This window comes from Streptomyces sp. NPDC047453 (assembly GCF_040643155.1).
In the GTDB taxonomy this organism is placed as follows: domain Bacteria; phylum Actinomycetota; class Actinomycetes; order Streptomycetales; family Streptomycetaceae; genus Streptomyces.
The window spans coordinates 145,600-165,323 of the sequence record NZ_JBEYTS010000011.1; the positions used below are offsets into that span (position 1 = coordinate 145,600).

General features: G+C 68.5%; 19 protein-coding genes. 9 read left to right on the forward strand and 10 right to left on the reverse strand.

Annotation, left to right across the window (positions count from 1 at the left end):
• Positions 1 to 17: 17 nt before the first annotated feature.
• The 6 genes from gyrB to dnaA all read right to left on the reverse strand — a co-directional run bounded on the left by gyrB (position 18) and on the right by dnaA (position 9,196).
• On the reverse strand, positions 18 to 2,099 hold the full coding sequence (gyrB, locus tag ABZ818_RS13480; protein ID WP_361413517.1) for a DNA topoisomerase (ATP-hydrolyzing) subunit B: 2,082 nt from the start codon (positions 2,097 to 2,099) through the stop codon (positions 18 to 20).
• 374 nt (positions 2,100 to 2,473) lie between these two features.
• On the reverse strand, positions 2,474 to 3,010 hold the full coding sequence (locus ABZ818_RS13485) for a DUF721 domain-containing protein (RefSeq protein ID WP_361413520.1): 537 nt from the start codon (positions 3,008 to 3,010) through the stop codon (positions 2,474 to 2,476).
• Positions 3,007 to 4,128, reverse strand: a complete 1,122-nt coding sequence (gene recF, locus ABZ818_RS13490) for a DNA replication/repair protein RecF (RefSeq protein ID WP_361413523.1) — start codon at positions 4,126 to 4,128, stop codon at positions 3,007 to 3,009. The genes ABZ818_RS13485 and recF overlap by 4 nt, the downstream gene beginning before the upstream one ends.
• Positions 4,129 to 4,181: 53 nt before the next feature.
• Positions 4,182 to 5,057: a phosphogluconate dehydrogenase (NAD(+)-dependent, decarboxylating) gene (gnd, locus tag ABZ818_RS13495; RefSeq protein WP_361413526.1), complete on the reverse strand. Its 876-nt coding sequence runs from the start codon at positions 5,055 to 5,057 to the stop codon at positions 4,182 to 4,184.
• Positions 5,058 to 5,235: 178 nt separating this feature from the next.
• Entirely contained in the window at positions 5,236 to 6,366 is a 1,131-nt protein-coding gene (gene dnaN, locus ABZ818_RS13500; RefSeq protein WP_141359853.1) for a DNA polymerase III subunit beta, read from the reverse strand.
• An 838-nt stretch (positions 6,367 to 7,204) separates the two neighbouring features.
• Positions 7,205 to 9,196 carry a chromosomal replication initiator protein DnaA gene (dnaA, locus tag ABZ818_RS13505; RefSeq protein WP_361413529.1) on the reverse strand — a complete coding sequence of 664 codons (1,992 nt, stop codon included), beginning with the start codon at positions 9,194 to 9,196 and terminating at the stop codon, positions 7,205 to 7,207.
• 376 nt (positions 9,197 to 9,572) lie between these two features.
• On the opposite strand from dnaA, the gene rpmH reads away from it, so the two are divergent.
• The 9 genes from rpmH to ABZ818_RS13550 all read left to right on the forward strand — a co-directional run bounded on the left by rpmH (position 9,573) and on the right by ABZ818_RS13550 (position 16,478).
• A complete protein-coding gene (rpmH, locus tag ABZ818_RS13510; protein WP_003956500.1) occupies positions 9,573 to 9,710 on the forward strand; it encodes a 50S ribosomal protein L34 in 138 nt (45 codons plus the stop codon).
• A gap of 21 nt (positions 9,711 to 9,731) precedes the next feature.
• Entirely contained in the window at positions 9,732 to 10,103 is a 372-nt protein-coding gene (gene rnpA / locus ABZ818_RS13515) for a ribonuclease P protein component (RefSeq protein WP_361413532.1), read from the forward strand.
• A complete protein-coding gene (gene yidD, locus ABZ818_RS13520; protein WP_361413536.1) occupies positions 10,100 to 10,453 on the forward strand; it encodes a membrane protein insertion efficiency factor YidD in 354 nt (117 codons plus the stop codon). Before rnpA ends, yidD begins: the two co-directional genes overlap by 4 nt.
• A 3-nt stretch (positions 10,454 to 10,456) precedes the next feature.
• On the forward strand, positions 10,457 to 11,737 hold the full coding sequence (gene yidC / locus ABZ818_RS13525; RefSeq protein ID WP_361413539.1) for a membrane protein insertase YidC: 1,281 nt from the start codon (positions 10,457 to 10,459) through the stop codon (positions 11,735 to 11,737).
• 15 nt (positions 11,738 to 11,752) lie between these two features.
• The gene (locus ABZ818_RS13530; protein WP_361413541.1) at positions 11,753 to 12,265 is read left to right on the forward strand and encodes a R3H domain-containing nucleic acid-binding protein; all 513 of its coding nucleotides are present in this window, start codon (positions 11,753 to 11,755) and stop codon (positions 12,263 to 12,265) included.
• A 116-nt stretch (positions 12,266 to 12,381) separates the two neighbouring features.
• Positions 12,382 to 13,098, forward strand: a complete 717-nt coding sequence (rsmG, locus tag ABZ818_RS13535; protein WP_361413544.1) for a 16S rRNA (guanine(527)-N(7))-methyltransferase RsmG — start codon at positions 12,382 to 12,384, stop codon at positions 13,096 to 13,098.
• A 252-nt stretch (positions 13,099 to 13,350) separates the two neighbouring features.
• Positions 13,351 to 14,424 (forward strand): ParA family protein, encoded by a 1,074-nt coding sequence (locus ABZ818_RS13540; protein ID WP_361413617.1) that lies wholly within the window; start codon positions 13,351 to 13,353, stop codon positions 14,422 to 14,424.
• Positions 14,421 to 15,539: a ParB/RepB/Spo0J family partition protein gene (locus ABZ818_RS13545; RefSeq protein ID WP_361413547.1), complete on the forward strand. Its 1,119-nt coding sequence runs from the start codon at positions 14,421 to 14,423 to the stop codon at positions 15,537 to 15,539. The genes ABZ818_RS13540 and ABZ818_RS13545 overlap by 4 nt, the downstream gene beginning before the upstream one ends.
• Before the next feature lie 321 nt (positions 15,540 to 15,860).
• On the forward strand, positions 15,861 to 16,478 hold the full coding sequence (locus tag ABZ818_RS13550) for a GNAT family N-acetyltransferase (RefSeq protein WP_361413549.1): 618 nt from the start codon (positions 15,861 to 15,863) through the stop codon (positions 16,476 to 16,478).
• A 94-nt stretch (positions 16,479 to 16,572) separates the two neighbouring features.
• Here ABZ818_RS13550 and trxA read toward each other — a convergent pair whose 3' ends face one another.
• From trxA to sigM, 4 genes are all read right to left on the reverse strand, one after another.
• Positions 16,573 to 16,905, reverse strand: coding sequence for a thioredoxin (trxA, locus tag ABZ818_RS13555; protein ID WP_141359862.1), 333 nt, complete (start codon positions 16,903 to 16,905; stop codon positions 16,573 to 16,575).
• 43 nt (positions 16,906 to 16,948) lie between these two features.
• On the reverse strand, positions 16,949 to 17,920 hold the full coding sequence (gene trxB, locus ABZ818_RS13560) for a thioredoxin-disulfide reductase (protein ID WP_361413551.1): 972 nt from the start codon (positions 17,918 to 17,920) through the stop codon (positions 16,949 to 16,951).
• A 169-nt stretch (positions 17,921 to 18,089) separates the two neighbouring features.
• Positions 18,090 to 18,965 carry a hypothetical protein gene (locus tag ABZ818_RS13565; protein ID WP_361413554.1) on the reverse strand — a complete coding sequence of 292 codons (876 nt, stop codon included), beginning with the start codon at positions 18,963 to 18,965 and terminating at the stop codon, positions 18,090 to 18,092.
• On the reverse strand, positions 18,962 to 19,702 hold the full coding sequence (gene sigM / locus ABZ818_RS13570) for an RNA polymerase sigma factor SigM (RefSeq protein ID WP_361413557.1): 741 nt from the start codon (positions 19,700 to 19,702) through the stop codon (positions 18,962 to 18,964). Before sigM ends, ABZ818_RS13565 begins: the two co-directional genes overlap by 4 nt.
• Positions 19,703 to 19,724 lie beyond the last annotated feature (22 nt).

Consider the following 19,724-nt stretch of genomic DNA (forward strand, 5'->3'; position numbering starts at 1 on the left):
GGTCAGCTGAGACCGACTCAGATGTCGAGGAAGCGGACGTCCTTGGCGTTGCGCTGGATGAACTGGCGGCGGGCCTCGACGTCCTCGCCCATCAGGACCGAGAACAGGTCGTCGGCCTGGGCCGCGTCGTCGAGGGTGACCTGGCCGAGCACGCGGTGCTCCTGGTCCATGGTGGTCACGCGCAGCTCCTCGGCGTTCATCTCGCCGAGTCCCTTGAAGCGCTGGATCGAGTCCTCCCGCACCCGCTTGCCGCGCTGGCGGCCCAGCTCCAGGAGCGCGTCGCGCTCGCGGTCGGAGTACGCGTACTCGACGTCCTCCCGGCCCCACTTGATCTTGTACAGCGGGGGGCGGGACAGGAACACGTGCCCGGCCTCGACCAGGGGTCGCATGAAGCGGAACAGGAAGGTCAGCAGCAGGGTGTTGATGTGCTGGCCGTCGACGTCGGCGTCCGCCATCAGGATGATCTTGTGATAGCGGAGCTTCTCGATGTCGAAGTCCTCGTGCACACCCGTGCCGAACGCGGAGATCAGCGCCTGGATCTCCTGGTTCTGGAGGATCTTGTCGATCCGCGCCTTCTCGACGTTGAGGATCTTGCCGCGGATCGGCAGGATCGCCTGGTACTCCGGGTTGCGGCCGGACTTGGCCGAGCCGCCGGCGGAGTCGCCCTCGACGATGAAGATCTCGCACTTGGTGGGGTCGTTCGACTGGCAGTCGGAGAGCTTGCCCGGCAGGGAGGCGGACTCCAGCAGACCCTTGCGGCGGGTGAGGTCGCGGGCCTTGCGGGCCGCCACGCGCGCGGTGGCCGCCTGGATGCCCTTGCGGATGATGTCCGCCGCCTCGACCGGGTTGCGGTCCAGCCAGTCGTTCAGGTGTTCGTAGACGGCCTTCTGGACGAAGGTCTTCGCCTCCGTGTTGCCCAGCTTGGTCTTGGTCTGGCCCTCGAACTGCGGCTCGCTCAGCTTGACCGAGATGATCGCGGTCAGACCCTCGCGGATGTCGTCGCCCGTGAGGTTGTCGTCCTTGTCGCGCAGCAGCTTCTTGTCGCGCGCGTACTTGTTGATCAGGCTGGTGAGGGCCGCGCGGAAGCCCTCCTCGTGCGTACCGCCCTCGTGCGTGTGGATGATGTTCGCGAAGGAGTACACACCCTCGCTGTAGCCGCCGTTCCACTGCATGGCGACCTCGAGGGACAGGCTCTTGTCCTTGTCCTCGGCCTCCAGGTCGATGACCGTGGGGTGCACCACCTCTCCCTTGCGGGAGTTGAGGTACTTCACGAAGTCGACGATGCCGCCCTCGTAGTGGTACGTGACGGACTTGACCTCGTCCTTCTCGTCGGCGCCCGCCTCGTCCGCCCCCGAGGTGGCCTTCGCCGACTCGCGCTCGTCGGTGAGCCGGATGGTCAGGCCCTTGTTGAGGAACGCCATCTCCTGGAAGCGCCGCGAGAGCGTCTCGAAGGAGTAGTCGGTGGTCTCGAAGATGTCCGGGTCGGCCCAGAAGGTGACCGAGGTGCCGGTCTCGCTGATCTCCTCGTGCTGGGCGAGCGGGGCCGTCGGCACGCCCATCTTGTAGTCCTGCGTCCAGCGGTGGCCGTCGGTCCTGACCTCGACCGACACCTTGCTCGACAGGGCGTTGACGACGGAGACGCCGACGCCGTGCAGACCGCCGGAGACCGCGTAGCCGCCGCCTCCGAACTTGCCGCCCGCGTGCAGCACGGTCAGCACGACCTCGAGGGCGGGCTTGCCCTCGGACGGGACGATGCCCACGGGGATGCCACGGCCGTTGTCGACGACGCGGACGCCGCCGTCGGCGAGGATCGTCACGTCGATCGTGTCCGCGTGCCCGGCAAGCGCCTCGTCGACCGAGTTGTCGACGACCTCGTACACGAGGTGGTGCAGACCGCGCTCACCGGTTGAGCCGATGTACATACCGGGGCGCTTGCGAACCGCGTCCAGGCCCTCGAGCACGGTGATCGCGCTGGCGTCGTACGAGGCGGCAACCTCGCCGTTCGAGGATGCTGCCCCGTTCACGCCGACTTCGGTGGACGGGATGTTCTCGTTGGGGTTGCCGGAATCGGCCACGAAGCGCCCTTTCTGGCACAGCACGAGCCAGGCTCGTCGGCGGGTTGCCGGAGCGGCTGCGGCATGTTGCGTTGGTAAGCCTTGATCAGCGTTGCTCAGCTTTTCCCGGACGGTCCCCACGATTGGGGGCGGGATTGCCTTCCAGTCTACCGGTAGCGCCGACAGTGATGGGGGTTTGCCGGTACCTGAGTACGCATGTGGCGTCCTCAACCGGTCTTGGCCGGGTCCCGATATGCACAAGGGGGCTCCAAGAGGCTCACAGCGGCACTCAGCGCTTCCGGACGTCAACACTTCGCTACTCCCGGGTCAGGTCGGGATTCGCAAGGGCGTGCGGTTGCACGAAGGACGGCCCTCACACGCCCGGAGATGACCACCACAAACCCGTTGTGTGACGTCTGTCACCCATAGGTGTCGCCGGGGCCCGTGCTGCCCGGCACCCGCAGCGGACCGTACCGGCGGCCGCCGCCGCCCGGCCCGAAGACCTTGATCGTCCGCACCGCGCCGTGCCCCAGGTCCTCGTTGAGCCTGGCCACCAACGTCGGAGCGAGCAGACGCAGGTTCGTCGCCCACGCCGTCGAGTCGCAGCGCACCGTCAGCACCCGCTCGTCCTCGTCGTACCGATCCGGCACGCAGTGCTTGGCCACATCCGCCCCGACGATCTGCGGCCAGCGCCCCATCACGCCGCCCACCGCGGCCGGCGCCTCCCAGCCGCGCTCGGTGATCAGCCGGTTGATCGCGGCGCCGAGAGCCATGGGATCGCGGCCGTCGGCCCGCGCGCCGGAACGCAGACCACCGCGCCGCACCTGCCTGCGCTGCTGTGCCGCGTCCCCACGCGCGCGCGCCGCCTCCTTCGCCGCGCGCAGCGCCACGCGCGCGAGGTCGACGCCCGACGGCTCGGGCGCCTTCCCCCGGCCCGGGTCCCGTTCGCCGCTCATACGCGCTCCACCGTCCCGTCCGACACGGCGAACCGCGTACCCGTCAGCACGTGTGGCACGTCGTCGTCGACCGCGGCGGTCACCAGGACCTGCTCGCCGGGCGCCACCAGCTCCGCCAGCCGCTCACGGCGACGGGTGTCCAGCTCCGCGAAGACGTCGTCGAGGATCAGCACCGGCTCATTGCCCTCCGCGCGCAGCAGGTCGTACGACGCCAGACGCAGCGCCAGCGCGAACGACCAGGACTCCCCGTGCGAGGCGTACCCCTTCGCCGGCAGCTGACCGAGCCTGAACACCACGTCGTCCCGGTGCGGCCCCACCAGCGTCACGCCCCGCTCGATCTCCTGCTTGCGGACGTCCGCGAGCGCGGCCATCAGCTGCGCGAAGAGATCCTCACGCGTGTGTGCCTCGCCGGGCGCCGACGGCTTGTACTCCAGCACGACGGGACCGCCGCCGGGGGCCAGTTGCTCGTACGCCTTGTCCGCCAGCGGCTCCAGCGCGCCGACCAGGTCCAGGCGCTGGGCGAGCAGTTCGGCACCCGCCCGCGCCAGATGCTGGTCCCACACGTCCAGCGTGGACAGGTCCATCGAACGGCCACCGTGCCGGCGCGCCAGCGCGGCCGACTTCAGCAGAGTGTTGCGCTGCTTGAGCACCCGCTCGTAGTCGGAGCGCACCCCCGCCATGCGCGGAGAGCGCGCCGTCACCAGCTCGTCGAGGAAACGCCGCCGCTCCCCGGGATCGCCCTTGACCAGGGCCAGGTCCTCGGGCGCGAACAGCACGGTGCGCACGATGCCCAGCACATCCCGCGGCCTGACCTGCGAGGACCGGTTGATACGGGCGCGATTGGCCCGGCCGGGGTTCAGCTCCAGCTCGACCAGCTGCTGCCGCTCGCCCTGCCGCACCTGCGCTCGGATCACCGCACGCGCGGCGCCCATGCGGACCAGCGGAGCGTCGGAGGTGACTCGGTGGCTGCCGAGCGTGGCCAGGTAGCCGATCGCCTCGACGAGGTTCGTCTTGCCCTGGCCGTTGGGGCCGACGAACGCCGTGACACCCCGGTCGAGCGGAACCTCGGCCCGGCCGTACGAGCGGAAGTCGGCCAGCGACAGATGCGTGACGTGCATGGTCGTTCGCCGACCTCCCCCGGCGTTGCGGACCGCCGAGGCGGTCCGGTGGACTACTTCTTCTCCACGGCGTGACCGCCGAACTGGTTGCGCAGCGCGGCGATCATCTTCATCTGCGGCGAGTCCTCCTGGCGCGAGGAGAACCGCGCGAACAGCGAGGCCGTTATCGCGGGCAGCGGCACGGCGTTGTCGATGGCGGCCTCCACGGTCCACCGGCCCTCGCCGGAGTCCTGCGCGTAGCCCCTCAGCTGCTCCAGGTGCTCGTCCTCGTCGAGGGAGTTCACCGCCAGATCGAGCAGCCAGGAGCGGATGACGGTGCCCTCCTGCCAGGAGCGGAAGACCTCGCGGACGTTCTCCACGGAGTCGACCTTCTCCAGCAGCTCCCAGCCCTCGGCGTAGGCCTGCATCATCGCGTACTCGATGCCGTTGTGGACCATCTTGGCGAAGTGGCCCGCCCCGACCTTGCCGGCGTGCACCGCACCGAGGTCGCCATCCGGCTTGAGCGCGTCGAAGACCGGCTGCACCTTGGCGACGTTCTCCGCGTCGCCGCCGTACATCAGCGCGTAGCCGTTCTCCAGGCCCCAGACTCCGCCGGAGACGCCGCAGTCGACGAAGCCGATGCCCTTGGCGGCCAGCTCCTCGGCGTGCCTCTCGTCGTCCGTCCAGCGGGAGTTCCCGCCGTCCACGACCACGTCGCCGGGCTCCAGCAGCTCGGCGAGGGCGTCGATCGTGCCCTGGGTGGGCTCGCCGGCCGGGACCATCACCCAGACCACGCGCGGGCCGTGAAGTTTGCCCACAAGCTCTTCCAGGCTGTGGACATCGGCGAGGTCCGGGTTGCGGTCGTATCCGATGACGGTGTGGCCGGCGCGGCGGATCCGCTCGCGCATGTTGCCGCCCATCTTGCCGAGGCCGACGAGACCGAGCTCCATCAGTTGCGTTCCTTAGGTTTCACGACGTGACGTTCCGGCACTTTCGTACCTGCGTCCGAGCCTAGACCCGGACGCTCGCGCACATCCGTGGGCATAAGCGCTCATACGTATGCCCGAACCTGGGGTCGCCACCTGCGGAAACGCGCCCAGCCGTCAGCCCGCTCAGCCGCTCAGCCGCTCAGCCGCTCAGCCGCACCGGCATGATCAGGTACTTGTAGGCCTCGTCCGCCTCGGCGTCCACCGCGGGCTTGCCGCTGAGCAGAGCCGGCTTGGTGGACGTCGTGAAGGACAGCTGGGCCACCGGGGAGTCGATCGCGCTGAGGCCGTCCAGCAGGAACGTCGGGTTGAAGGCGATCGAGATGTCGTCGCCCTCCAGTTGCGCGTCGACCCTCTCCACAGCCTGTGCGTCGTCGCTGGAGCCGGCCTCCAGGATCAGCACGCCCTGCTCGAAGCTCAGGCGCACCGGGGTGTTGCGCTCGGCGACCAGCGCCACGCGCTTGACGGCCTCCACGAAGGGGGCGGTCTCGATGACGGCCACGGAGTTGAACTCCGTCGGGAACAGGGTGCGGTACTTCGGGAGGTCGCCCTCCAGCAGGCGCGTGGTCGTACGCCGCCCGGCGCCCTCGAAGCCGATCAGGCCCTCACCGGCACCCGAGCCGGACAGCGCCAGGATCACGCTGTCGCCGCTGGTCAGCGCCTTGGCAGTGTCCAGCAGGGTCTTTGCGGGCACCAGGGCGACCGCGGAGGCGTCCGGGTTCTCCGGCTTCCACAGGAACTCGCGGACCGCGAAGCGGTAGCGGTCGGTGGAGGCCAGCGTGACGGTGTCGCCCTCGATCTCGATGCGGACACCGGTCAGCACGGGCAGCGTGTCGTCGCGGCCGGCCGCGATCGCCACCTGCTGCACGGCGGAGGCGAAGACCTCGCCGGGGACCGTACCCGTCGCGTTCGGCATCTGCGGGAGCGCCGGGTACTCCTCCACAGGCAGGGTGTGGAGGGTGAACCGCGAGGAGCCGCAGACCACCGTCGCCCGTACACCGTCTGTGGAGATCTCCACCGGGCGGTTGGGCAGGGCGCGCGAGATGTCGGCGAGCAGGCGGCCGGAGACGAGGACCGTGCCCTCCTCGTCGACCTCGGCCTCCACGGACACGCGCGCGGAGACCTCGTAGTCGAAGCTGGACAGGCTCAGCTGGCCGTCCTCCGCCTTGAGCAGCAGGCCGGCGAGAACAGGCGCCGGCGGACGGGCCGGGAGGCTGCGTGCCGCCCAGGCCACTGCCTCCGCGAGTACGTCGCGTTCCACCCGGATCTTCACCGTAAGCCGCCTCCTGCTGTTGCTACTGAGTCCTCCGACTCGGTGTCACCGCCCACTGGGACGGGAAGGACACCGGGGACCAGTCTGACGCACGGCACTGACAGTAGGCGCCTGTCGGGGTCAAGTCGCTCCGAGGGACGGTCGGGCTCGACAGCTCGAGTTGTGCACAGGCCCCGCTTCGAAACGGATTCCGCACTCTCTCTAGTCGGGAGTAGTAGTAGGTCCTGTGGATACCGTGGATAACCACGTTTGCCCAGCTCAGCGCGGAAATTTTGTCCACTGGCCCTGTGGGCGGGACCGGTGGACAACCGGGCGTCTCTGTGGAGAACCGGAAGTTCTGCACACCCTGCCCACAGCCCGAGGGCAGTTCTCCCCAGCTGCGTCCCCAGGTTTACCCACGTTTCCCACACGCCAATCGCGCACCTTGGTGTGACGGCTTTCACTCGACGCGGTGACCGGGGGCGTCGCGTTGCCGAACAGTGGACAGGGGTGTGGAGAAGCAGCCGATCATTGGGGACAACGGCCCCCAGCCTGTGGGTCGCCGGTGGACAACTTTGGCCACGGTCTGTGGATCATCGCTTCGTCCACAGACTGTGGAGAGCGTTCGTCCACGATTCCACAGGCCCCTGAACTGGTGTGATGGTGTTCCGACCACACAGCCTGTGGAAGCGATCTGGACAACTTCCCGGTCCCCAGGATGTGGACGGAAAAAAGTCGCGGAATCTGTGGAGGACGGCCGTAACCCGGTGCGGATTCGAACAGCGCCGGACGCCGCAACGACTCAGGGCGCCCCCGGGATCCGCTCCCGGAGGCGCCCTGAGCGCCGCTCTGCGTGTTCTCAGCCGTTCTTGATGCGGTTGGTCAGCTCCGTGACCTGGTTGTAGATGGAGCGCCGCTCGGCCATCAGCGCGCGGATCTTGCGGTCGGCGTGCATGACGGTCGTGTGGTCGCGGCCGCCGAACTGGGCGCCGATCTTCGGCAGCGACAGATCGGTCAGTTCACGGCACAGGTACATGGCGATCTGGCGTGCGGTGACCAGGGCCCGGCCGCGCGAGGTGCCGCACAGGTCCTCGACGGTGAGGCCGAAGTAGTCGGCCGTGGCCGCCATGATGGCCGGCGCCGTGATCTCCGGGGCCGTGTCCTCGCCGCCGGGGATCAGGTCCTTCAGGACGATCTCCGTCAGGCCCAGGTCCACCGGCTGCCGGTTGAGCGAGGCGAACGCCGTCACCCGGATCAGCGCGCCCTCCAGCTCGCGGATGTTGCGCGAGATCCGGGAGGCGATGAACTCCAGGACCTCCGGCGGGGCGTTCAGCTGCTCCTGCACCGCCTTCTTGCGCAGGATCGCGATACGGGTCTCCAGCTCGGGCGGCTGGACGTCGGTGATCAGGCCCCACTCGAACCGGTTGCGCAGACGGTCCTCCAGGGTCACCAGCTGCTTGGGCGGCCGGTCGCTGGAGAGCACGATCTGCTTGTTGGCGTTGTGGAGGGTGTTGAAGGTGTGGAAGAACTCCTCCTGCGTCGACTCCTTGTCCGCGAGGAACTGGATGTCGTCGACGAGCAGGATGTCCATCTCGCGGTAGCGCTTGCGGAAGCTGTCGCCCTTGCCGTCGCGGATGGAGTTGATGAACTCGTTGGTGAACTCCTCGGAGCTCACGTAGCGCACGCGCGTACCCGGGTACAGGCTGCGCGCGTAGTGGCCGATCGCGTGCAGCAGGTGGGTCTTGCCGAGTCCGGACTCCCCATAGATGAACAGGGGGTTGTACGCCTTGGCGGGTGCCTCGGCGACGGCGACCGCGGCCGCGTGCGCGAAGCGGTTGGACGCGCCGATGACGAACGTGTCGAAGAGGTACTTGGGGTTCAGGCGCGCGGTCGGCTCGCCGGGGCCGGCCGCCGGTGCGGGCTGCGCGGCCAGCGGGCCGGGAGCGCCGGTGGCGGGCAGGTTCGGGCCCACCGGGCCGCCGCGGTGCACCTGGCCGGAGCCGGCCGGCGGCTCGGGCGGCTCGCGGTGGCCGACGTCGCGCTGGTCGTAGTCGCGGGCGTCGTACTCGCCGCGGGACGGGTCGTAGTCGGAGCGCGGCTGGTCGTAGGGCGGCCGCTCCATCGACGGGGACCGGTAGTCCTGTGCGTAGGAGTCCTTGGCCGGCGGATACGCGTCCTGGTGGCCGTACCCGGTGTCCTGCGGACTGTAGGCGTCCTGGGACGGCGAGGCGTAGGGGTCGCGCTCCGGGAAGCCGAGCCGCTGCTGCTGCCATCCGTAGTCGTCCTGGTGGTGGCGCGGCCAGGCGCCGGGCTCGGGACGCTGGTACTCGGCGTACTCCGACGGATAGGCGGGGCGGGCGGTCGGGAGGTGGTCGCCGCCGTCCGCCGGCTGCGGGCCCGTGCGCGGGGGCGTCAGATGGTCGCCCAGGGCGCCCGGGAACTGGTCGGGGCGGCCGGGACGGTGGACGTCCGCCCGGCGCCGGCCGTAGCCCTCGTAGCCGCCGCCATGGCCCGTGGGCAGCTCCTGGTCCTCGTAGCGCGGCGCCGGTGCGGGCGCGGGGGCCTGGGACTCGCCGACGGAGCTGTCGACGGTGATCGCGATCCGGATCGGGCGGCCGCACTCACGGCTCAGCGTCTCGCTGACGACCGGTGCGAGGCGCCCTTCGAGTACGCCCTTGGCGAACTCGTTCGGTACGGCGAGCAGTGCGGTGTCCGCGACCAGCGCGAGCGGCTGGCAGCGCCGGATCCAGTGCTCGTCCTTCGTCTCGACGCCCTGTCCGCGTCCCTCGCCGAGAAGCTGCTCCAGAACTCGTGGCCACACTGCGGCAAGATCGGCAGGTACGTCAGCCACAGGGCACGCTCTCTCACAGGTCCCGCGAACGTGTGGTGCGGGACGGGTCGGTATCTAAAACGGGTGGGGCGGGGGACATGGGAACGAATCGGAGTCCAGTCACGGTAGTCAGGGCCACGGGTGCGGTTCAAGTCGTTGTCCCCAGGCTGTGGACAGTGTCTCTCGGGGGCGGCTGGTTTGACCGGACGGCGCAGCCGCGCGTACCGTGACCAGGTCGAGTTGTCGATGGCTGCTGCCGCCTGCCTCCGAAGGGCACAGATCGCGTCAAGGGTGATCGGAAAGCGGTGCACTCGGGCGTTACTGCGAGCTGATCGTGGGCGCACGGTGACAGCCAGGACGGCACCCCGCCACTACTGATTCTTTCTGGAGCCCCCGAGTGAGCAAGCGCACCTTCCAGCCGAACAACCGTCGTCGCGCGAAGACCCACGGCTTCCGGCTGCGTATGCGCACCCGTGCCGGCCGCGCGATTCTCGCGTCCCGCCGCAGCAAGGGTCGCGCCCGTCTGTCCGCCTGATTCCGGTCAGGTCATGACATCGTGCTGCCCACCGAGAACCGGCTGAGGCGGCGCGAGGACTTCGCGACCGCGGTACGGCGAGGGCGTCGAGCCGGACGCCCGCTTCTCGTCGTCCATCTACGTAGCGGTGCCACGGACCCGCACGTGCCAGGGGAGAGCGCTCCCCCGTCACGTGCGGGTTTCGTCGTGAGCAAGGCGGTGGGTGGCGCGGTCGTCCGCAACATGGTGAAGCGCAGACTTCGCCATCTGATGCGTGACCGAGTCGCCTTGCTGCCCCCCGGTAGCCTGGTAGTCGTACGAGCGCTGCCCGGTGCGGGCGACGCCGATCACGCACAGCTGGCCCGAGACCTGGATGCCGCCCTTCGACGGCTGCTGGGAGGGGGCGCGCGATGAAGTACCCGCTGCTGGCTCTGATCAAGCTGTACCAGTGGACCATCAGCCCGTTGCTCGGGCCGGTGTGCAAGTACTACCCGTCGTGTTCCCGCTACGGCTACACGGCCATCGACCGGCATGGTGCGATCAAGGGAACCGCGCTCACCGCGTGGCGCATCCTGCGGTGCAATCCGTGGTCGCTCGGCGGTGTGGACCATGTCCCGCCGCGCAAGCGTCCGCGGTGGCACGAAATGCTGCGTGACGCCTGGCGTGCGCGCAGGGGCGGGTCCTCCGCCGCCGAAACGGCCACCGACGGGAAGATGCCGGCGGTCCCGGCCGCAGAGACTTCGTCCCATGCCCAAGGAGCATGATTAGTGGACACGATTGCCAGCCTCTTCAGCTTCATCACGACACCCGTTTCCTGGGTCATCGTCCAGTTCCACACGGTGTACGGCACGATCTTCGGCCCTGACACCGGGTGGGCCTGGGGCCTGTCCATCGTGTCCTTGGTGATCCTGATCCGCATCTGCCTGATTCCGCTCTTCGTGAAGCAGATCAAGGCGACCCGGGCCATGCAGACGCTCCAGCCCGAGATGAAGAAGATCCAGGAGCGCTACAAGAACGACAAGCAGCGTCAGTCCGAAGAGATGATGAAGCTGTACAAGGAGTCGGGTACCAACCCGCTCTCCTCGTGCCTTCCCATCCTGGCGCAGTCCCCGTTCTTCTTCGCCCTGTATCACGTGCTGAACGGCATCGCGACGGGCAAGACGATCGGCGTCATCGACGATCAGCTGCTGGCCAGTGCCCGTAAGGCGCACATCGTGGGGGCGCCGCTCGCCGCGAAGTTCATGGACAGCACCGACAAGGTCGCCGCGCTCGGCGCCACGCTGACCGACGTCCGCGTGGTGACCGCGGTCATGATCATCCTGATGTCGGCGTCGCAGTTCTACACGCAGCGCCAGCTGATGACGAAGAACGTCGACACGACGGTGAAGACGCCGTTCATGCAGCAGCAGAAGATGCTGATGTACGTCTTCCCGGTCATGTTCGCCATCTTCGGTATCAACTTCCCCGTCGGTGTCCTCGTCTACTGGCTCACCACCAACGTGTGGACCATGGGCCAGCAGATGTACGTCATCCACAACAACCCGACCCCGGGTTCCAAGGCCCAGGCCGCCTACCTGGAGCGGCTCTTCAAGCACGTCTCGCACCACGGCAAGACCCGCAACCGGCGTGAGAAGGCCATCGTCAAGGCGATCGTCGTCAAGGGCCGTGACCGCAACGACTTCGAGCGCAAGTTCATCAACGGTCTGAACAAGGCGGGTCTCGCGGCCCAGCCCGACGGCTCCGTGATGAAGAGCGACGGCGCCGCCGTCGTACAGGCCGAGGACGGTACGACCACCACGGCCACCGCCACTGCTCCCCGGCGCCAGCAGCCCAAGCGGCAGACCAAGTCGCAGCGTCAGTCGGGCGGTACGAAGCCGGCCGATGAGGCGACGGAGTCTCCGTCGCTGACCAAGTCCGACGAGCCGGAGGACGCTCCGGCCGCAGCCGGCAAGAAACCCGCCTCGAAGCCTGGCAACGGCGCCCGCAGCAAGGCCCAGTCCGGACAGCGCAAGGGTCCGCAGCGGCCCAAGTCCCCGTCCAAGAAGTAAGAAGGAGCCCATCCCGTGACGGAAGGCACCACCTCCGCCGCTGCCGAGGGCGCGGACGCCCTGACCCGCCTGGAGCAGGAGGGCGAGATCGCGGCGGACTACCTCGAAGGTCTACTGGACATCGCCGACCTCGACGGTGACATCGACATGGATGTCGAGGCCGACCGCGCCTCTGTCTCGATCATCAGTGACACCGGCGGTCGCGACCTGCAGAAGCTGGTCGGCCGTGACGGTGAGGTGCTGGAGGCACTGCAGGAGCTCACGCGCCTGGCCGTGCACCGGGAGACCGGCGACCGCAGCCGTCTGATGCTGGACATCGCGGGCTACCGCGCCAAGAAGCGGACCGAGCTGTCCGAGCTGGGTGCGAAGGCCGCCGCCGAGGCCAAGAGCAGCGGCGAGCCCGTGAAGCTGGAGCCGATGACTCCGTTCGAGCGCAAGGTCGTCCACGACGCGGTCAAGGCCGCCGGCCTGCGCAGTGAGTCGGAGGGCGAGGAGCCGCAGCGCTTCGTCGTCGTGCTTCCCGCCTGAGCGGTCCCACGTTCCACCGGCCCCGTCTGTTGCGCAGGCGGGGCCGTACTTTGTCAGCCTGGTAGTTCTGGTGGTCGGCGCCGAGAGTGCCGATGCGGTACGGAAGGACGGTCCCCGTGACGGCGGAAGCGGAGCTCCCCCCTGCGCCCGAGCAGGCACGTGACGTATTTGGTGATCGCTTCACGGATGCGGTCCGGTACGCCGAGCTGCTGGCCGAGGCCGGAGTGCAGCGAGGGCTCATCGGCCCGCGTGAGGTACCCCGCCTGTGGGAGCGGCATCTGCTGAACTGTGCGGTGCTCTCGGAGGTGGTTCCCGAGGGGGTGACGGTGTGCGACGTCGGCTCGGGCGCCGGTCTGCCGGGCATCCCCCTGGCCCTGGTACGGGAGGACCTGAAGATCACGCTGTTGGAGCCGCTGCTGCGGCGTACCAACTTCCTCACCGAGGTTGTGGAGCTGCTGGGGCTCGAGCACGTCACCGTTGTCCGGGGCCGTGCCGAGGAAGTGATGGGCAAGCTCCCGCCGGTGCATGTGGTGACCGCCCGCGCGGTTGCGCCGCTGGACCGCCTGGCCACGTGGGGCATCCCGTTGCTGCGTCCCTACGGGGAGATGCTCGCCCTCAAGGGGGACACTGCCGAGGAAGAGCTGAAGAGCGCGGCCGCCGCCCTGAGCAAGCTCGGTGCGGTGGAGACCTCCATCCTGCATGTGGGTGAGGGCATCGTGGATCCGAGCTCCACCGTCGTACGGGTCGAAGTCGGGGAAAGCCCTGGCGGCGTACGCTTCGCGGCCAAGCGGGCGAAGGCGGCGCGGACAGGACGGACGCGACGGCGTCGATAGCCGCCCGTACTCCACACAAGCTGCCAAACCTCCGCATGCCGGAGTGTCGCGACAGTCCGGCCACGGCCGCTGTGCATCGTGTTTCACGTGAAACGTCGCTCACTGCTGCACGGCATCATCAACCGTGGCCGCGCCGCGGCCCAACCCCGCGACCGCAGGCCTCTCAGTTCACTCGGACAGGGAACGGAGTTGTCCACAGAGGTGGATTTCTCCACAGAACGTCAGGCCTCACTGGTTCACGACCCCGAAGGCATGGGAGGCTCTGTTCATTGCGAGCCTGAAGTCGAGGAGAGTGAATCCTTGCGGTCCGACGCCAACATTGCGGGACCGATGACCGATCCGGTCCCCGGTCCCCGTACCGAATCGATGGGGGAGGATGTTTCACGTGAAACGCCGCCCCCGATGGACGACACTCCCATCGGTCGTGCTGCCCAACTGGCGGTCGAGGCTCTGGGTCGCGCCGGCGAGGGTCTGCCCCAGCCCGAACAGACCCGCGTCATGGTGGTCGCCAACCAGAAGGGTGGCGTGGGCAAGACGACGACGACCGTCAATCTTGCTGCTTCGCTGGCTCTGCACGGTGCCCGCGTCCTGGTGGTCGACCTGGACCCACAGGGCAATGCCTCCACGGCGCTGGGCATCGACCATCACGCCGAAGTCCCCTCCATCTACGACGTCCTGGTGGAGAGCAGGCCGCTGGCCGAGGTCGTCCAGCCCGTCCCCGATGTCGAGGGTCTCTTCTGTGCCCCCGCCACGATCGATCTCGCCGGTGCGGAGATCGAGCTGGTGTCCCTGGTGGCGCGGGAGAGCCGGTTGCAGCGGGCGATCCAGGCCTACGAGCAGCCGCTGGACTACATCCTCATCGACTGCCCGCCCTCGCTCGGCCTGCTGACGGTCAATGCGCTCGTCGCCGGCCAGGAGGTCCTCATCCCGATCCAGTGCGAGTACTACGCGCTGGAAGGCCTGGGCCAGTTGCTCCGCAATGTCGACCTCGTCCGGGGGCACCTCAACCCCGACCTGCATGTGTCGACCATCCTGCTCACCATGTACGACGGCCGGACGCGCCTTGCGTCCCAGGTCGCGGAAGAGGTGCGCAGCCACTTCGGTGACGAGGTGCTGCGGACGAGCATTCCCCGCTCCGTCCGTATCTCCGAGGCGCCGAGCTACGGGCAGACGGTGCTGACTTACGATCCAGGGTCAAGCGGTGCCCTCTCCTATCTTGAGGCGGCACGAGAAATCGCGCTGAGAGGCGTCGGTGTCAGCTACGACGCCACGCACGCCCATCTCGGCGCACAGGGTGATCCGAACATGGTGGAGGGGATTCAGTGAGTGAGCGACGGAGGGGGTTGGGCCGTGGTCTCGGCGCGCTGATCCCCGCTGCCCCGACCGGGGAGAAACCGCCGGCTCCGGCGACGGCGGGGGGCGCGGGCTCCGCATCGTCCACGGCTGCCCCGATGCTGACCGGTGACCGCGGTGACCGGGGGGTGGCAGCGGCGAAGGTGACCACGCTGCCGCCTGTTTCACGTGAAACATCGCAGCCGCTGGCGAGCAGCCCGGCTGAGATGAACACGTCGGTGATGGGCGCCCACTTCGCAGAGATCCCCCTCGACTCCATCACGCCGAATCCGCGCCAGCCGCGTGACGTCTTCGACGAGGACGCGCTGGCCGAGCTCGTCACCTCCATCAAGGAAGTCGGACTCCTCCAGCCCGTCGTTGTCCGGCAACTCGGTCCCGGGCGCTATGAGCTCATCATGGGTGAGCGGCGCTGGCGGGCCTGCCGCGAGGCGGGGCTCGGGGCCATCCCGGCGATCGTGCGGGCCACGGATGACGAGAAGCTGCTCCTGGACGCCCTGCTGGAGAACCTGCACCGGGCCCAGCTGAACCCGCTGGAAGAGGCGGCCGCCTACGACCAGCTACTGAAGGACTTCAACTGCACGCACGACCAGCTGGCGGACCGGATCGGCCGTTCCCGCCCGCAGGTCTCCAACACTCTGCGTCTGCTGAAGCTCTCCCCGGCGGTGCAGCGTCGGGTCGCCGCCGGAGTCCTCTCGGCCGGTCATGCTCGGGCGCTGCTCTCCGTCGAGGACTCGGAGGAGCAGGACCGGCTGGCCCATCGGATCGTCGCCGAGGGTCTGTCGGTGCGGGCGGTCGAGGAGATCGTGACCTTGATGGGGTCGCGGCCGACGGCGGCTCCTCGCTCCAAGGGTCCGCGTGCCGGCGGGCGGGTCTCGCCGGCTCTGTCCGACCTCGCGACGCGTCTGTCCGACCGCTTTGAGACGCGGGTGAAGGTCGACCTGGGACAGAAGAAGGGCAAGATCACCGTCGAGTTCGCTTCCATGGAGGACCTGGAGCGCATCCTCGGCACGCTGGCTCCGGGCGAGGGCCCGGTCATGCAGAAGAGTCTTCTGGACAGCGAAGAGCCGGAGGAGGAGACGGAGGGCTGAGCCCGTCGAGGGACGGTTTCGGCTCGATTGAGCGACACAGGCGGGTCGTGTCCGGTGTGTACCGGAACACGGCCCGCTCTTTGCTTTCAGGCGGTATCGATGCAATCGCATCGTCGATACGATGCGTTTGGGTATGACGCATCCACCAGCGGTACCTCTAGAGGGAGGCAGGGGCATGCGAACGGTGAGCCGCACCGGAATGCTCGGCGCGGTCTTGGGGCTGGGTGCGGTCGGCGGATTCGTCGGCAGCCTCCTCAAGGAACGCAGCGCTCTGACAGCCGCGCGTGGCGCCGCGGGCGAAGGAAGCGAGGAACAGCCTTCATGGGCCGTAGGCTCGTACCGCTCACGCTGGACAACCTTCAAGACCTTCCCCAGCGCTGCCGGGCGTGTGTCTTCTGGGAGCTGGACCCCGTCAGTGGTGAAGCCGCGCTGAAGGCCGGCAGATCCGTGGCGGAAAAGGAAGCGTGGATCTCCGCCGTCCTGCTGGACTGGGGCTCCTGTGGCCGCGTCGTCTACGTCGATGACGCACCCGTGGGCTTCGTGCTCTACGCTCCCCCCGCCTACGTCCCCCGTTCCACGGCGTTTCCCACGAGCCCCGTTTCTCCGGACGCGGTGCAGCTGATGACCGGCTTCCTCATGCCGGGCTACCAGGGGCAGGGGCTGGGTCGTGTGATGGTCCAGACGGTCGCGAAGGACCTGCTGCGGCGGGGCTTCAAGGCCATCGAGGCATTCGGGGACGCCCGCTGGAAGGAACCCGCCTGCGTGCTCCCCGCCGACCATCTGCTGGCCGTGGGGTTCAAGACGGTCCGGCATCACCCGGCCCACCCGCGGCTTCGGCTGGAGCTGCGTTCGACGCTGTCCTGGAAAGAGGACGTGGAGATGGCTATCGACCGGCTGCTGGGCGCTGTGCAGAAGGAACCGGCGCTGAGGCCGCTGTAGGCGAGCTGCCACATGCGAATGGGCCAACCCTTCAGGGTTGGCCCATTCGTGTTTCACGTGAAACATCGCCGCCCTCTCGGCGGCCCTGCCGTGATTACTCGGCGACGAAGTCCTCGAGGTCGCGAACGATCGCAGCCTTCGGCTTCGCGCCCACGATGGTCTTGGCGACCTCGCCGTTCTGGTAGACGTTCAGCGTCGGGATGGACATGACCCCGTACTTGGCGGCGGTGTTCGGGTTTTCGTCGATGTTGAGCTTGACGACCTCGATCTTGTCGCCGTACTCGGCGGCGATTGCCTCGAGGGACGGAGCGATCTGGCGGCAGGGACCGCACCAAGCGGCCCAGAAGTCCACCAGGACGGGCTTGTCGCTCTTCAGGACGTCCTGCTCGAAGGAGTCGTCGGTCACGTTCTTCAGGGTGCCGGCCACAGCGGGCTCCTTAACTGGTCGTGCGGTGGGGTGGTTGGGGGTCTCAGACGGTGGACTTCTCGGGCTCGGCCTTCTGCTCGTTGTCCGCGAGAGCCGCGAGGAAGCGCTCGGCGTCGAGGGCGGCGGAGCAGCCGGTGCCAGCCGCGGTGATCGCCTGGCGGTAGGTGTGGTCGACCACGTCGCCGGCGGCGAAGACACCGGTCAGGTTGGTGCGGGTGGACGGCGAGTCGACCTTCAGATAACCCTCCTCGTCCAGGTCCAGCTGGCCCTTGAAGAGCTCCGTACGCGGGTCGTGGCCGATCGCGATGAACAGGCCCGTCACCGGCAGGTCCGACAGCTCGCCGGTCTTGACGTTGCGCAGCTTCAGGCCGGAGAGCTTCTGGTCGCCCTGGATCTCGGCGATCTCGCTGTCCCAAACGAACTTGATCTTCGGGTCGGCGAAGGCGCGCTCCTGCATCGCCTTGGAGGCACGCAGGGTGTCCCGGCGGTGGACGACCGTGACGGACTTGGCGAACCGGGAGAGGAAGGTGGCCTCCTCCATGGCGGTGTCACCGCCACCGATCACGGCGATGTCCTGCTCCCGGAAGAAGAAGCCGTCACAGGTGGCGCACCAGGAGACACCCCGGCCGGAGAGCGTGTCCTCGTTCGGCAGACCGAGCTTGCGGTGCTGCGAGCCGGTGGTGACGATGACGGCCTTGGCCTGGTGCACCGTGCCCGCGGTGTCCGTGACGGTCTTGATCTCACCGCTCAGGTCGACGGAGACCACGTCGTCCGGGATGAGCTCGGCGCCAAAACGCTCGGCCTGCGCACGCATGTTGTCCATGAGCTCGGGACCCATGATTCCGTCGCGGAAGCCGGGGAAGTTCTCCACGTCGGTGGTGTTCATCAGGGCACCACCCGCGGTGACCGCACCCTCGAAAACCAGCGGCTTCAGCGACGCGCGCGCGGTGTAGAGCGCCGCCGTGTAACCGGCGGGCCCGGAGCCGATGATGATCACGTTACGGACATCGCTCACGGCTTGATTCCTCGTCTCTGGACTGTGTCGTACGGCCGGTGGGAGCCTCTCTCACAGCTCTCACCCCACCCAACGGATCCTAAGGGGCATGCATTCCCGGTGTGCCAGGGCACACGGGGGCGCGACAGCGCACGGGATGCCATGCAGCGCGAGGACCGAGCGTGCGAGCTCAGGAACGCGCGTAGGAGTGCGACAACAGCACCTTGGCCGTGACGTCCGGGTGGCGGACGCAGGTCGCGTCGACCAGGTAGGCCGTGACACGGGTGCTGTCGCCGGAGGCATCGGGCAGCACGACGAGATAGGCCTCCTTGCCGTCATAGGTGCCCGCCCGGGCGGCGAGCGGGGTGCCGCTGTCGTTGATGCCCTGCCGTACGCATGAGGGGACGGTCGGGGGCTGGCTCTTCAGTAGCTTGGGCTTGTCGGTACCGGCAGCGGATTCCACGCCGAAGTCGTGCGGCGTGTGGGTGTCCCTGCGCGGCCGCTGCTCCTGGGCGAGGAGATCGGCGACCTCGCTCTTGAGGGTGCCCGCGGAGAAGGTGTCTGCGGACGCGCTCGGACGATCGTGTGCCGTGGTATCGGACCGCTTGTCGTCGTGGAGCGACGTCAGAACCACGGTTGTCACCCCAAGGGCGGCGAGGGCGACGACGGAGCCCAGAACGGCGACCCTGCGGTGTCCCCGCCGGGTGCCTGTCTTGCGACCCGGTCCGGTGCTGGAGGCGCGAGGGTGACCGGAGGGACGATCCGCGGCCGATGTTTCACGTGAAACACGCGCGCCACCGTTGACCGGGGGTCCAGTGACTGAGGCCTCGGCGGCGAGAGCCGCATCGATGCGGTCCGCCACGTCGGCCGGCATGGCAGGCACATCCGGCAGGGTGCCAAGCAGATCACGGATCTCCGTCAGCGACGTGTGGATGTCGGCGCACAGCTCGCACTCGTCCAGATGCCGCTGGAGGTCCTCGGCCCGGGAGGGATCGAGGTGGCCCTCGGTGAGGTCGGAGATCTCGGTGACGTCCGGGTGCCCGGCCGTGTCTGTCGTGGATGTCACGCTCGCCCACCTCCGCCCTTCACAGCAGCTGAATCGCTTGATCCCGTGTCCTGCGTGTGTCTGCCCTCGGGGCGCGCGCCTTCAGGATCCGTCGTCGGTGGGACGGATGTCCCCTCCGCCCGGTTCCGTCCGGCGCCCGATTCCTTCTCCTCACGGGTGCGTCCCGGTCGCAGATGGGTGAGCAGCGGCAGAAGTCTCGCTCGGCCCCGGGCGCAACGGCTCTTCACCGTTCCGGTCGGAACATCGAGGATGCGGGCGGCTTCGGCGACCGGGTAGCCCTGCATATCCACCAGCACCAGGGCGGCCCGCTGGTCGGGCGGCAGGGTGCCCAGCGCCTCGATGAGCTGCCGCTGCACGTCGTTCCTCTCGGCGGGTGCCGAGGCCGACTCGTGCGGCTCCAGCAGCTGCTCCAGGCGCTCGGTGTCATTCGTGGGCGAGGTCTTGCGGGAGGCGGCCTTACGGGCCCGGTCCAGGCAGGCGTTCACCGTGATCCGGTGCAGCCAGGTTGTGACCGCCGACTGCCCCCGGAAGGTGTGGGCGGCCCGGTAGGCGGAGACGAACGCGTCCTGCACGGCGTCAGCGGCCTCCTCGCGGTCGCCCAGCGTGCGCAGGGCCACCGCCCAGAGACGATCACGATGGCGGCGTACGAGCTCACCGAAGGCGTCTGGGGCACCGGCGACATGGCGGGTCAGGAGGTCCTGGTCGCTCACGTCGCCGTAGGCGGTGTCGTCCGCCATCGGACCCCCTCCCGTCCGTGGG

Bases quoted from the DNA above. Each gene is read 5' to 3' on its own strand.
- ABZ818_RS13485 (WP_361413520.1), bottom strand. From the start codon at position 3,010: ATGAGCGGCGAACGGGACCCGGGCCGGGGGAAGGCGCCCGAGCCGTCG.
- recF (WP_361413523.1), bottom strand. From the start codon at position 4,128: ATGCACGTCACGCATCTGTCGCTGGCCGACTTCCGCTCGTACGGCCGG.
- gnd (WP_361413526.1), bottom strand. From the start codon at position 5,057: ATGGAGCTCGGTCTCGTCGGCCTCGGCAAGATGGGCGGCAACATGCGC.
- yidD (WP_361413536.1), top strand. From the start codon at position 10,100: ATGAAGTACCCGCTGCTGGCTCTGATCAAGCTGTACCAGTGGACCATC.
- ABZ818_RS13540 (WP_361413617.1), top strand. From the start codon at position 13,351: ATGGGAGGCTCTGTTCATTGCGAGCCTGAAGTCGAGGAGAGTGAATCC.
- ABZ818_RS13550 (WP_361413549.1), top strand. From the start codon at position 15,861: ATGGGCCGTAGGCTCGTACCGCTCACGCTGGACAACCTTCAAGACCTT.
- sigM (WP_361413557.1), bottom strand. From the start codon at position 19,702: ATGGCGGACGACACCGCCTACGGCGACGTGAGCGACCAGGACCTCCTG.